This is a genomic window from Trebonia kvetii, from assembly GCF_007827045.1.
GTDB lineage: Bacteria > Actinomycetota > Actinomycetes > Streptosporangiales > Streptosporangiaceae > Trebonia > Trebonia kvetii.
Genome location: NZ_RPFW01000001.1, coordinates 185,672 through 198,983 on the forward strand (window position 1 = coordinate 185,672; position 13,312 = coordinate 198,983).

At 69.0% G+C, this 13,312-nt stretch carries 11 protein-coding genes and 1 pseudogene; 10 read left to right on the forward strand and 2 right to left on the reverse strand.

From position 1 onward, the window contains the following. Positions 1-7: 7 nt before the first annotated feature. The 4 genes from betA to EAS64_RS00810 all read left to right on the forward strand — a co-directional run bounded on the left by betA (position 8) and on the right by EAS64_RS00810 (position 5,240). Positions 8-1,708, forward strand: a complete 1,701-nt coding sequence (gene betA, locus EAS64_RS00795; protein ID WP_145850791.1) for a choline dehydrogenase — start codon at positions 8-10, stop codon at positions 1,706-1,708. Between the two features lie 155 nt (positions 1,709-1,863). Continuing rightward, entirely contained in the window at positions 1,864-2,613 is a 750-nt protein-coding gene (locus tag EAS64_RS00800; protein WP_145850792.1) for a hypothetical protein, read from the forward strand. Further along, positions 2,613-3,545 carry a metallophosphoesterase family protein gene (locus EAS64_RS00805; RefSeq protein ID WP_145850793.1) on the forward strand — a complete coding sequence of 311 codons (933 nt, stop codon included), beginning with the start codon at positions 2,613-2,615 and terminating at the stop codon, positions 3,543-3,545. Before EAS64_RS00800 ends, EAS64_RS00805 begins: the two co-directional genes overlap by 1 nt. A gap of 156 nt (positions 3,546-3,701) precedes the next feature. Next, entirely contained in the window at positions 3,702-5,240 is a 1,539-nt protein-coding gene (locus tag EAS64_RS00810; RefSeq protein WP_187365595.1) for an amino acid permease, read from the forward strand. A 151-nt stretch (positions 5,241-5,391) separates the two neighbouring features. Here the strand turns inward: EAS64_RS00810 and EAS64_RS00815 are convergent, their stop codons facing one another. Continuing rightward, positions 5,392-6,231: a class I SAM-dependent methyltransferase gene (locus EAS64_RS00815; RefSeq protein WP_145850795.1), complete on the reverse strand. Its 840-nt coding sequence runs from the start codon at positions 6,229-6,231 to the stop codon at positions 5,392-5,394. Positions 6,232-6,535: 304 nt separating this feature from the next. Here EAS64_RS00815 and EAS64_RS00820 point away from each other — a divergent pair, with 304 nt between their 5' ends. Continuing rightward, complete coding sequence (locus EAS64_RS00820; RefSeq protein WP_145850796.1) at positions 6,536-7,861, forward strand: hypothetical protein; 1,326 nt, start codon at positions 6,536-6,538, stop codon at positions 7,859-7,861. A 50-nt stretch (positions 7,862-7,911) separates the two neighbouring features. After that, positions 7,912-8,544: a uracil phosphoribosyltransferase gene (gene upp / locus EAS64_RS00825; RefSeq protein ID WP_145850797.1), complete on the forward strand. Its 633-nt coding sequence runs from the start codon at positions 7,912-7,914 to the stop codon at positions 8,542-8,544. A 123-nt stretch (positions 8,545-8,667) separates the two neighbouring features. Here the strand turns inward: upp and EAS64_RS00830 are convergent, their stop codons facing one another. Further along, on the reverse strand, positions 8,668-9,036 hold the full coding sequence (locus EAS64_RS00830; RefSeq protein ID WP_145850798.1) for an excisionase: 369 nt from the start codon (positions 9,034-9,036) through the stop codon (positions 8,668-8,670). Between the two features lie 199 nt (positions 9,037-9,235). On the opposite strand from EAS64_RS00830, the pseudogene EAS64_RS45425 reads away from it, so the two are divergent. From EAS64_RS45425 to EAS64_RS00845, 4 genes and pseudogenes are all read left to right on the forward strand, one after another. Further along, positions 9,236-9,658, forward strand: a pseudogene (locus EAS64_RS45425) (Clp protease N-terminal domain-containing protein); the annotation flags it as partial. 120 nt (positions 9,659-9,778) lie between these two features. Continuing rightward, positions 9,779-10,450: a Clp protease N-terminal domain-containing protein gene (locus EAS64_RS45430; RefSeq protein WP_246115572.1), complete on the forward strand. Its 672-nt coding sequence runs from the start codon at positions 9,779-9,781 to the stop codon at positions 10,448-10,450. A 196-nt stretch (positions 10,451-10,646) separates the two neighbouring features. Continuing rightward, positions 10,647-12,239, forward strand: a complete 1,593-nt coding sequence (locus EAS64_RS00840) for a flavin-containing monooxygenase (RefSeq protein WP_145850800.1) — start codon at positions 10,647-10,649, stop codon at positions 12,237-12,239. An 83-nt stretch (positions 12,240-12,322) separates the two neighbouring features. Continuing rightward, on the forward strand, positions 12,323-13,282 hold the full coding sequence (locus EAS64_RS00845) for an alpha/beta hydrolase (RefSeq protein WP_145850801.1): 960 nt from the start codon (positions 12,323-12,325) through the stop codon (positions 13,280-13,282). The last annotated feature ends 30 nt before the right edge of the window (positions 13,283-13,312 follow it).

Genomic DNA, 13,312 nt, shown 5'->3' on the forward strand with positions numbered 1-13,312 from the left:
AGTTCTGGTGGCAGCTGAGCAGTTCGATTACATCATCGTCGGCGGCGGTTCCGCGGGCAGCGCGCTCGCGGCGCGACTGTCGGCCGATCCGACCACCCGGGTGCTCGTGCTCGAGGCAGGCCGTCCCGACTACGTCTGGGACCCGTTCATCCACATGCCCGCGGCCCTCACCTTCCCGATCGGGTCCCGGTTCTACGACTGGCAGTACTCATCGGAGCCCGAGCCGTTCCTCAACGGGCGGCGCATCTACCACGCCCGCGGCAAGGTCCTCGGCGGCTCGTCGTCGATCAACGGGATGATCTTCCAGCGCGGCAACCCGCTCGACTACGAGCGGTGGGCCGCGGACGCGGGCATGTCGTCCTGGGACTACGCGCACTGCCTGCCGTACTTCAAGCGGATGGAGAACTGCCTGGCCGCGCCGGGCACGCCGAGCGAGGCGTTCCGCGGCACAGCCGGCCCGCTCGTGCTCGAGCGCGGTCCGGCCACCAACCCGCTGTTCGGTGCCTGGTTCGAGGCGGTGCAGCAGGCCGGGTACCAGCTCACGGACGACGTCAACGGGTACCGGCAGGAGGGGTTCGCCGCATTCGACAGGAACATCTCCCACGGACGGCGGCTGTCGGCGGCGCGCGCCTACCTGCACCCGGCCATGTCCCGGCCCAACCTGCGGGTGGTCACCAGGGCGCACACCACCCGGATCCTGTTCTCCGGCACGCGCGCGACCGGGGTGGAATTCGTGCTGGCCGGGCCCGCGGGCGCGGCGGCGGGCGGCTCCGCGCCGCGCCAGGCCCACGGCGGCGAGGTGATCGTATGCGGTGGCGCATTCGGCTCGCCGCAACTGCTCCAGCTTTCCGGCGTCGGCAACGCCACCGAGCTCGCCAGGCTCGGCATCCCCGTGGTGGCGGACCTGCCGGGTGTCGGCGAGAACCTCCAGGACCACCTGGAGGTGTACGTGCAGTACGGGTCGAAGCTGCCGGTCTCCGTGGCCCCCGCGCTGAAGTGGCGCAACCGGCCAGGCGTGGCGCTGCGCTGGGCCGTCGCGCGCTCCGGGCCCGGCGCCACCAATCACTTCGAGGCGGGCGGCTTCGCCCGCTCGAACGACAAGGTCAGCTACCCCAACCTGATGTTCCACTTCCTGCCGATCGCGGTCCGCTATGACGGGTCCTCGCCGGCCGGCGGGCACGGCTACCAGGTGCACATCGGGCCGATGTACTCCGACTCGCGCGGCACGGTGAAGCTGGTGTCCGACGACCCGTTCGCCAAGCCCGCGCTGCGGTTCAACTACCTGTCCACGCCGACCGACCGCTCGGAGTGGACCGAGGCCATCGCAATCGCGCGGAAGATCCTCAACCAGCCGGCGTTCGACGAGTTCAACGCCGGCGAGCTGTCCCCGGGCCCCGGGGTGTCCGCGGAGCGGGAGGTGCTCGACTGGGTGGCAAGAGACGCGGAGACCGCGCTGCACCCGTCCTGCACCTGTGCCATGGGCACCGGCCCGCTTTCTGTGACCGATCCGGAATCCCTCGCCGTGCACGGGGTGTCCGGGCTCCGCGTCGTCGACGCGTCGGTCATGCCCTATGTCACCAACGGGAACATATACGCGCCGACCATGATGATCGCGGAGAAGGCAGCCGACCTGATCATGGGGAACACGCCGCTGACACCGGAGCAGATCCCGTATTACCGGCACAATTCCGACGCGGACGCGGTCTAGCGCGGTAACGGCCGCGCGCCCCGGGGACAGGCGCAAATTACCCGCCCACATCGTGGAACCAATGCGGTCATAGCGCGCGAATGTCTGGACAGTGGGGCGGGAATCTCCGCATCATCGAGACCAAATCGACCACGGTTTTCTAGGAGCTGCCCGGCATGCCCAGCCCAGATGATGATCCGCTGCCAGAAGCGGTCGCGCTTGTCGAAGGGGCCATGGCCGCGGGGCTGAGACTGCGGCTGCTCGGCGGGCTCGGCGTGCGGGTGCTCTGCCCGGACTTCCCGCCTCGCCCGCACCGGGACATCGACTTCGCCTGCGCGGGCAAGGGACGGCGCGACATCGCCGCCTTCCTCGAGAGGAGCGGCTGCCAGCCCGACAAGGCGTTCAACGCGCTCAACGGCGACTGGCAGATGTACTTCATCGCACCGTCGGGGCTGCCGGTCGACGTCATGGTCGACCGGCTCGTCATGTGCCACACGCTGGACCTCCGTCCCTCCCTCGGCAACTCCTCGCTCACCCTGGACCCGGCCGACCTGCTGCTGTCCAAGCTGCAGATCTTCGAGCTGAACGCGAAGGACGCGCGCGACATCACGCAGCTGCTTTCCGGTGTCCCCGTCGGCGACGGCCAAGGCGGCGGCCCGTTCATCGACACCCGCAGGTTCGGGGAGATCCTGGCCGCGGACTGGGGCTGGTGGCGCACCTCGACGGGAAACCTGGAGAAGCTGCCCAAGCTGCTCGCCGACAGCGCGGAGATGATCCCGCCGCAGGCCAGGTTCGACCCAGCCGCGCAGGCGGCGCGGCTGCTCGACGTGGCCAACTCGGTCCCCAAGTCAATGAAGTGGAAGCTGCGCGCCAACGTCGGCGACCGCGTGCGCTGGTACGAGCTGCCAGAGGAAGTAGCGCACTGATGAAGATCTTCTTCGCCACTGACATCCACGGGTCGGAAATCTGCTGGAAGAAGTTCCTGAACGCCGCCGCCTTCTACAAGGCCGACCTGGTCGTGCTCGGCGGCGACGTCACCGGCAAGGTCATGGTCCCCATCGTCGCCTACCCGGGCTACTGGGAGGTTTCGGTGCGCGGCGAGCGGCGCCGCCTCGAGAGCAGGGAAGAGCTGCAGGAGACGATGCAGCAGCTGCGCGACCGCGGCTCGTACCCCGCGATCGTGACCCGCGACGAACTCGACGCGCTAAGCAATGAACATGCCATCACGCAGCGGTTCAACGCCGAGATGACGCACTCTCTCGACCGCTGGCTCGACATGGCAGACGGCAAGCTACGCGGCGGCTCGGTCCCGTGCATTCTCAACGGCGGCAACGACGACATCTTCGAGATCGACCCGATTCTGGAGTCCTCGCCCGCCGTGACGTTCGCCGAGGGGAAGGTCATCGACCTCGGCGGATTCACGATGATCTCGATGGGCTGGACCAACCCCACGCCGTGGGACACCCACCGGGAGGCGCCGGAGGACGAGCTCGCGATGCGGATCGACGCCATCGCCGCGCGCGTGCCCGACATGAACAGGACCATATTCAACTTCCACGCCCCGCCCTACGGCACCGGGCTCGACGAGGCGCCGGAGCTCGACGCGACCATGCGGCCGACTCACGGCGGCGCGGTCATGAAGCCAGTCGGGTCCACGGCCGTGCGCGAGGCGATCCTGCGGTACCAGCCGCCGCTCTCCGTGCACGGGCATATCCACGAAAGCCGGGGCGTGGCCAAGCTGGGCCGGACCCTGACGGTCAACCCCGGCAGTTCCTACGGAGACGGCGTGCTTCAGGCCGCTCTGCTCGATATCAACATGAAAAATGGAAAGGTTAAGTATGTCCTTGTTAACGGCTGACTGTTATGGTGCTGCCGTTACGATGCATTGTATTGGCATTTTTCGATAACCCCCCCGGAGGGTCCCATGGCCTCTAACGCCATCGGCGATGAGAGACCTACGCTATTCCTGCGTAAAGCGACGGGTCTCGTACGCGGCTGGTCTGTCCGCGACTCAATGATCTACGCCTGCCTATCCACCAACGTCGTCACGCTCGGCCTGGTCGAATTCGCCTATCAGGGCGCCTTCCCGACCGGGCAGCTGCTCACCGCCGTGCTCATCTCCGGTGTCTGGGTCTCGTTCCTCGTCATTGCCTACAGCGGCTTGGTGGTCACCATCCCGCGGGCCGGCGGCGACTACGTATGGCAGTCCCGCATCCTGGGCAGCGGGCTCGGCTTCGTCATGGCCGCGACCGGGTGGTGGTTCATCCTCTGGCTGTGGGCGCCCATCTACGGGTCCGTGCTCTCCGAGGAGTTCTTCCAGCCGCTGTGGGTCGCGTTCAACGACCCGTCGGGCGCGGCTTGGTTCACCACGCACACCGGCATCTTCGTCGTCACGCTGATCACCATCGCGCTGGCGGGCATCCTCGTCTCGCTCGGCATGGCCGGCTATGCCCGCGTGCAGAAGTGGTGCTTCTACGGCGGCCTGCTCGGCTTTGCGATCATCGTGATCATCCTGCTCGTCAACAACCAGAGCAACTTCGTCAGCGCCTTCAACAACCAGACTTCGAAGCTGTTCGGGATGAAGAACGCGTACGCCGCGACCACCGCCGCGGCCGCCAAGGCCGGTTACACGCCGCCGGGGTTCGGCTTCAGCGGCGACCTGGGGCAGTCCATGCTGCTCGTCCCGATGCTGATGTTCTACCTGCTCTGGCCGAACTGGGGCACCACGCTGTACGGCGAGATCCGCGGTGCGTCCGACTTCAAGCGGGTCTTCAGCGGGATGTTCTTCGGCCTGTGGACGACGGTGCTGCTGTCGGTGGCCTTCCTCGCGCTGTTCTCCAAGACCTTCGGCTTCGTCTTCTACCAGGACGTGAACGCGAACTGGGCGGGCTACGCCGGGACGAGCGCGGCCCTGCCGGTGTTCCCGTACCCGACGCTGCTTGTCAGCTGGCTCGTCAACAACCAGGCGTTCCAGGTGATCCTGATCCTGCTGATGAGCCTGTGGTTCTTCGCCTGGGTGGGGACGCTGTTCCTGTCGTCCACCCGGGTGATCTTCGCGGCGGCGTTCGACCGGATCCTCCCCGACGGCGCTGCGCAGGTGTCGGAGAAGCGCCGGGTGCCGGTGTGGTCTCTGGTGCTGATGCTGCTGCCGGCCGTGGGGCTCGGCGCGCTTTACGCCTACAACTCGACGTTCCACACCTACACGCTGGACGCGACGCTCGTCATCGCGGTCACGTACCTGTTCTCCGCGATTGCCGTGGTGATCCTGCCGTTCCGCAAGCCGGACCTGTGGGCGGCCTCCCCCGCATCGCGGATCAAGCTGCTCGGTGTCCCTGTCGTGCCCGCCGCCGGTGTGGTCACCATCGGGCTCATCGGGTACTGCCTGTACGAGTGGCTGTCCAACGACAGCTACTTCGTGAACAACAACGACTCGCTGCTCTACATGGGCGGAATGTACGTGCTCGCGCTGGTGATCTACCTGGTGGCCAGGGCCATCAGGTCCCGCCAGGGCATCGACCTCTCCCTGATCAACAAGGAGATCCCGGTCGAATAGCATGACACCCACAGCGCACCGGGGGCCTGCTCGCGACGACGCGAGCAGGCCCCCTGCGTTGTCTCCGGGCACAGGCGCTCCGAACTTCGTTCGCGCGGAGCGCGAACACCGGGGGGTACGGGGGGTCGTCCCCCCGGGAGAAAGGGTCCTGCTAGCGCGCGATACGATGGCGCTCTTTGCCATCGCGCGCTAGCAGGACCAGGATCATTCGCCAAGCTGTGGGCGCGTCGAGCTCCGTTGTCTCGTCGAAGTCGCCGTAGCTCGCCACCAGCTCAAACCCTTCGGCCGCGATGCCCCCGTTGGCAAGCGCCACGGCGGCGCGGAACTCGGTCAGGGTCCAGAAGCGGTTCGGCACCACGTCGCTGACCGTGCGGATGGTGCCGTCCTCGCTCGTCGCGGTGATCGTCATATGCTCGCGGGTGACCTGCGTCAGCGGGTCGATCCTGTCTTCCCTGCCGCCCCAGCGGACCTCGGCATGCACGCCGTCCGCGTCGACCGTCCACTCGCTGCTTGTGCGCGGCACCGGGGTGAAGAAGTCCGCCGGGTGGGCGAGCTCGACGATGTAGAGGCCACCGGGTGCCAGGTGCCCGTGCAGCGCGACCAGGTGCCGGACCATGTCATCGAGGGTGAACATGTGACAGAGCGAGTTCAGCATCGTGATGGCGACATCGAATGTGCCCTCGATACGGAAGTCGCGCATGTCCGCCTCGACCACGTCCAGGTCGGTACCCGACGCCTTGGCCTGCGCCGCGGCGTACGCGCACATCGCGGGAGAACGGTCGAGCACCGTCGCCCGCAGGCCACGGCCCGCGAGTTCGCGCGCGTGCTCGGCGGGCCCCGCGGCCAGTTCGAGCACGGACGCGGCCGGCCGGCCGCCGGGCAGCGCGCCGTGGCGGGCGCACCAGGCAAGCAGCGCGGTCACCTCGGCGGGGACGTCACGGTAGGCGCAGGCAAGCTGGTACAGCTCGGGTTCGTCATAAATGCCGCTCACCCCTGCAATCATGCCGCACACCGGCCGCCGGCCGGACGGCGAGCGGTCACTGGCCGTTTCCCACCCTGGTCACAGGGGCAACACACAGGCGTGTATTCGCGATCTCTTTGGCCGCTCAAAACCGGCGCTCACCAGGCAAAACAGTCGGAGCGATAGATATGGGCGAAGCTCTGCAACCGTTCGGGATCGGCGTGAACAGGTGCGGCGGGGAGCCGCGGCTTGAGCGACCGACAGCACCCGAACATCACCCGTCAAATCCGCAACGCATCTACCGCCGCCTCGCGGCGTGGGGCAGACTGACCGCATGATGACTGAGGCGGAGGCACTCAAGACCCTGGCGCGCGAGGACCCCGCTGTCGCCGACGACGCGAGGACCGCTCTCCACTCGCTCACATCAGGCGGCGGGCTCGGCGCAATCTCGCTCCTGCGGCTTCAGGAGTACCTGTGGTACGCGCTGCCCGCCGGCTCAGCCGAGTCGCCCGAGGCGCACCTGACCGTCACCAAGGCGCTCGCCAGGCTGTTCACGCTGGCCGGCATGGAGCGCTACGCGGAGGTCTGCACCAGCGCGGAAACAGAACGGATTCTGGCCGCGTACGGCGTGTCCCGCACCGAGGGTCTGTCGGCCTACACCGGGGCGCTCGCCACGTCGCACGCGGCGCCGCCGGACACCGACTTGCTCGCCTGGTCCTCGGTGATGGGCCCGGAGGAGCGCGCGGCCTACGACGCCTGCGGCGCCGCGATCGAGCTCGCCGTCGCCTCGAAGGAGCTGAAGCCCGGGGTCAGCGGCTGGAAGACCAAGCGCGCCGCGCTTGTGGAACGCTGGCTGACCCGCAGCACCGGCGCGCCCGGTTCTGACACCTGGCTCAGCAAGATCAGCGCGGAACGGATCGAGGAGTGGGCGCACGGGCACCCGGGCGAGCGATCCAGGCTCGCCAGGGCCGTGATGCCCAAGCTGCTCGAGCCGCCCGACCTGCCCGACGAGCCGCTGCCGACGCTTGCCTGGATACTCGAGCAGGCCGGCACCGGGATGCGGCTCACCGCCAGGCACTACATCGCGCCGACGATCGTCGGCGAGGCCGCGGTGCTGTTCGGCTGGCGGACCGGCTCGTCCGGGCCCGGACGGCGGCAGCAGGAGCTCGACGTCTACCCCCTGCACACACTGCGCGCGCTCGCGCAGCACGAGATGGGCGCCATCAGGCGCAGCGGCGCCGCGCTGGTGCTGACGAGGACCGGGCGGCTGATGGCCGACGACGCCGCGGTGCGCTGGCACATCGGGACCGCGTCGCTGATCGGACCGGACGACGCGCCGGATCCCGACTTCACCGTGGCCGTCCGCGAGGCGGCACTGCTCATCGTCGCGCTGCACGAGGGACCCGTCGGGTACGAGGAGCTCGCGAGCCGGCTCACCGAGATTCACGCCGCCGAGGGGTGGGCGTCACGGTCCGGCGGCAGCCTCGCGGGCGCGATCCGCGGCGAGATCCACGTACTGCGGCACCGGCTGCGCGCGCTGCAGCTGCTCGATGAGGAGGCGCCGCCCGGCACGGTGGCGCTGACCAGCGTCGGGACGGCGGCGGCGCTGTCCGGGCTGCTCGCGCGGGCGCTGCGGCCGCGGCGGCACGAGCATGTTTGACGGCCGCCGCAACGTCACCTGGGCCATAGGAACCTGACACACTCTTCTCCATGCGCACGCTCCTCGCCGACCACCCGCTGGTCACCCACAAGCTCACGCTGCTCCGCGACGCCTCGACAGACACGGCGACCTTCCGCATCCTGACGGACGAACTGGTGACCCTGCTCGCCTACGAGGCCACCCGCGAGATCAGGGCGGTACCCGCCGAGGTCACCACGCCGGTCGGTATCGCCCTTGGCGCCCGCCTCGCGGACCCCAAGCCGCTGATCGTCCCCGTGCTGCGCGCCGGCATCGGCATGCTCGACGGCATGACCCGGCTGCTCCCGATGGCAAGCGTCGGCTTCGTCGGCATGGTCAGGGACGAGGAGTCGCTCGTCGCCTCCACCTACGCCAACCGGCTCCCGGCCAGGCTCGACGGCCGTGAGGTGTTCGTACTCGACCCGATGCTCGCCACCGGCGGCACGCTGGTCACCGTGGTGTCGATGCTGCTCGACCGGGGCGCCGCCGCCGTCACTGCGGTCTGCCTGCTCGCCGCCCCCGAGGGCATGGCACGGGTGGAGGCGGCCTTCCCAGGCGACAACGTGCGGGTGGTCACGGGCGCGGTCGACGAGCGGCTGAACGACAAGGGGTACATCGTGCCCGGCCTCGGCGACGCAGGCGACCGCCTCTTCGGCGAGATCTAAGGACATACCGAACGGGCTCGTGGCTCCGCCCGCCCGCCCCCGCGAAGATCATTTCGAAAATGCCCTTGCCATTACCGGGGTTATAACCCGGTAATGAAAAGGGCAACCGCTTAAACGATCTTGCTAACGATCTTCTGGGGGGTTCAGGCGGCGCTCAAGGTCGGCTAGGCGGAGTTCCAGTTGGTCGACGCGGTGGCGGAGCAGCTCTAGCTGGGCCTCGTCGGCGAGGCGGCGCTCGGCGGTCTTGCGCAGCCGCGGGCTGGCCTCGGCCCGCTCGGCCACCATCGCGAGCGGGACCAGGCGCTGGGGGCCGTGCGGGCCGTCGACCAGCCGCGACGGGATCTGCTCGGTGCGGTACCAGGTGCGCAGCGCGGCACGGGACACGCCGGTCTCCTCCGCCGCCTTTTCGAGCGTCACCCATTCCGAGCCCTCCAGGGTGGCGTTGAGCTCGAGGTCGAGCTCCCACTCATCGAGCCGGTCTTCCCAGTCCATGGACGCCCCTCCCGCATCGTTCCGCCGTGTACCCCAGGCCTCATTTGTACCCAGACCGGGTCACGATGCCACCATGCCACTCCCCCGTCACACCCGTGCACGCGCTGCCGGCTTGGGCCTATAACCCTATTATTAGCATGGTATCCCTATTATTAGCATGGTATTGACAGGGTTTGAAGTAGCGGACAGGCTGAGGGGCATGTTCGAGCGATTCACTAACAGAGCGCGGCACGTCGTCGTCCTCGCCCAGGAAGAGGCGCGACTGCTTGACCACAACTACATCGGGACCGAGCACATCCTGCTCGGCCTGCTCGGCGAGTCCGAGTCCATCGGCGGTAAGGTCCTCGCCGACTTCGGATTCACCCGCGAGGGCGGCCGCGAGGAGGTGGAGCGGCGGGTCGGCCGGGGCAAGAGCTTCCCGAGCGGCCACGTCCCGTTCACGCCGCGGGCGAAGAAGATCCTGGAACTGTCGCTCCGCGAGGCGCTGTCACTCGGCCATAACTACATCGGCACCGAGCACATCCTGCTCGGCCTGATCCGCGAGGGCGAGGGGGTCGCCTACCAGATCCTTTGCGAGCGCACGAACCTGGGAACACTGCGCGCCGCGGTGATCGACGCGATCCCGATGACCGCGTCCCCGGAAGGCGAGGGCGACGCCCCGGATGAGACCAATGCCGTACTCCGCTGGCTGCGAGCCCGGCTGACCAGGCACTCCGCCAGCGTGCCGTTCCGCCCGGAGGCAATGACCGCTGAGGCGGGTCTTACTCGCGGCACCCCGGCCGTCGAGGCGGCGCTCCAGCAGGCGGCCACGCTGGCGGGAGCGCTGCCCGTCGGGTCGCACCACCTGCTGCTGGCCGCGCTCAACGACACGGATTCCGCCGCCTCTTCCGCCCTGTCCTCGCTCGGCGTCGACCTCGACGAGTTGCGGGAGAAGCTGCGCTCTGCGAACCTGGCCGGGACCAGCGACGAGCTTCCCCAGGAGGCCGGCCGCCGCCAGATGACCATCGAGGTCTCCGACGAGATGCTCACGATCGTCCTCACCGACCCGGTCATCGTCAAGGCGGGCAAGGATGCGCTGCGCTTCGGCAACGCCGGCCAGGCAGGAACCGGGGAAGCGGAGGACGGTGAGCCCGCAACCGGGGAATCCGCCAGCCCCGCCGCGACAAGCCGCGTGATCCGCGGCGACCACCCCGCCGCCGCCGGCCTGGCCGACGTCTGGGTGGAGCTCCGCAAGACCCTGGCCACCCTCGCGGGCGTCCCTGCCCCGCCGCCGCGCCGGCGCACCAGGGTCGTCAGGCACCCCGGCTCGAGCAAGCTCATCGCTGAGTCAGCCGCCGACCATCCCGACATCGCCGACCCGGCCACGGACACCCTCGCCCCCGACGACCCCCGCGGAGAAGCAGCCTCATCCTGACCGCCCGCCCCGCTCCCACCACGCACTAAAGGGCCATCGGACCGGGAGGACGTGGAACAGGCAACCGTTCGGATGAAGTCCTGGCTTGGGTGAAACACCGCAAAGCAGACCGCGGAGCTTGTGGGGGAAGGGATTGACCGGGCATTTTCCCGCCGCTTAACGTCGGATGCGGACTCTGCTGTAAAGGAGCTGCGCGGTGGCCGACGTTGACGTCGTGGTGGCGGGTGCCGGGTTTTCCGGGATTTACGCGGTGTACGCGCTGCGGGAAGCCGGGCTGACGGTGCGGGCGTTCGAGGCCGGCGACGGAATCGGCGGCACCTGGTTCTGGAACAGCTACCCCGGCGCACGCTGCGACGTCGAGTCCAAGGACTACTCGTACTCGTTCTCGCCCGAGCTCGAGCAGGAGTGGTCGTGGAGCGAGCGGTATCCGGCGCAACCGGAGATCTTGCGCTACCTGCACCATGTGGCCGACCGATTCGGACTGTGGCCTTACATCCAGCTCAACACGCGGGTGACGAGCGCCTCGTGGGACTCCGCGGCCGGCGAGTGGACGGTGACGACGGACGCCGGCGCGGCGGTCACCGCGCGGTACTTCGTCTCCGCGGTCGGCGCGCTGTCGCAGTTCCAGGTGCCCGCGCTGCCGGGTCTTGAAGAGTTCGAGGGCCCCTGGTATCACACGTCGCGCTGGCCGAAGGAAGGCGTCGACTTCACGGGCAAGCGGGTCGGCCTGGTCGGCACCGGGTCGACCGGCATCCAGATCGCGCCGGAGATCGCGGCGGTCGCCGACCAGCTGTACGTGTTCCAGCGGACCGCGAACTTCGCGGTGCCGAACAGGAACCGGCCATGGGAGGCGGCCGAATGGAGCGCATTCAAGTCGCGGTACCGCGACTACCGGGCCGAGGCGCGTGAGTCCTTCCTCGGGGTCCCGGTTCCCGGCACCGGGCGGCCCGTGCTTTCCGAGCCGCTGGAGGACGTGCAGCGGCTGTTCATGGCTCGGTGGAAGGCGGGCGGCGGCATGCCGTTCCTCGGCGCCTACACCGACGTGCTTGTCTCCGAGCCGGCCAACGACGTGGTGGCCGAATTCATGCGGGACCGCATCCGCGAGACGGTGACCGACCCGGCGGTGGCGGAACTGCTCTGCCCGCGCGGCTATCCGGTCGGCGCGAAGCGGCTGTGCCAGAGCGACGACTACTACGCCATGTTCAACAGGGACAACGTGACGCTCGTCGACATCAGGTCGGCGCCGATCGAGTCGGTCTACCCGGGCGGCGTCAAGACCGCCGCGGACAGCTACGAGCTCGACGCGCTGGTGTTCGCGACCGGCTTCGACGCGCTGACCGGGGCGCAGCTCGCGATCGACACGCGCGGCGTCAACGAGGCGACGCTCGGCGACGCATGGGCTGCTGGGGCGCGCACGTACCTCGGGATCGGGGTGCCCGCGTTCCCGAACATGTTCCTGATTACCGGGCCTGGGTCGCCCGCGGTGTTCTCCAACGTCGTGCTGTCGATCGAGCAGCACGTGGAGTGGGTCAGGGACTGCATCGTCTGGCTTCGCGACCACGGTCATGCGACGATCGAGGCGACTGTGGCGGCGCAGGACGCCTGGATGTCGCACGTGACCGAGGTGGCGAACGGGACGCTGTTCCCGCGGGCCGACTCCTGGTACGTGGGCGCGAACATCCCAGGCAAGCCCCGGGTGTTCACCTCCTACCTCGGCGGGTGCGGGCCGTACCGGGCCAAGTGCGACGCGGTGGCGGCGGCCGGCTACGAGGGGTTCGCGGTGTCCTGATCTTGACCGGTGCCGTGGCGCACGGCGCCGTGACCTGGTACGGCCTGACTTCAACGGTGACTGTCAGCTCTCGGAGGTAAGCGGTGGCGACTTCTGTGCATCCGCAGGCGCAAGAGATCCTCGACGGAAAGGCCGCCGCCGGCGCGCCACCGCTGTGGGAACTGACCCCGGATGAAGCGCGGGCCGGGGTCGAGGCGAGCAACGCGATGATCCCGGCCGGTCCCGCCCTGGAGTCCGTGCGCGACATCGTCATCCCCTCGCAGGCGGGCGGGATGCCAGCCCGGGTGTACTCGCCGTCGGACCACGCGCCGGGAATCGTCGTCTACTACCACGGCGGCGGCTGGGTAGTCGGCTCGCTCGACGGCTGGGACCCCTCGGTGCGGGCGCTCGCGGCCGCCTCCGGCTGCGACGTGGTAGGCGTGGACTACCGGCTCGCGCCGGAGCACGCCTTCCCGGCCGCGGCTGACGACGCGTACGACGCGCTCGTCTGGGTGGCGTCCGCGGCCGGGCTCGCTGCCGGGCGGCCGGTCGTGGTCGCGGGCGACAGCGCGGGCGGCAACCTCGCGACCGTGTCGGCGCTGCGGGCCAGGGACTCCGGCGGGCCGGCCATCGTCCTGCAGGTCCTTGTGTACCCCGTGGTGGACTGCGACATGGACCGGCGGTCCTACCGGGAGTACGACGGCGACGACCTGATCCTGAACCGGCGGGACATGAGGTGGTTCTGGGACCGGTACGCGCCAGACCGCGAGGCGCGGGTCAACCCGTACGCCTCGCCGCTGCGGGCTCCCTCGCTGGCCGGCCTGCCCGCCGCGTACCTCATCACCGCCGAGCACGACCCGCTGCGTGACGAGGGGTTCGCCTACGCGGACCGGCTGCGGGACGCGCGAGTGCCGGTGGAGCACCGGCACTACGGGTCGCAGATCCACGCGTTCTTCTCGTTCACCGGCGTGCTCGACGACGCCGACAAGGCGGTGTCCGAGGCCGGGACCGCCATCAGGGCGGCGGTCGAGCCCGATTCGGCTGGCTCGCCGGTCGACGACTGAGATATCGGCTGATGGTGGACAGCTGGCTGA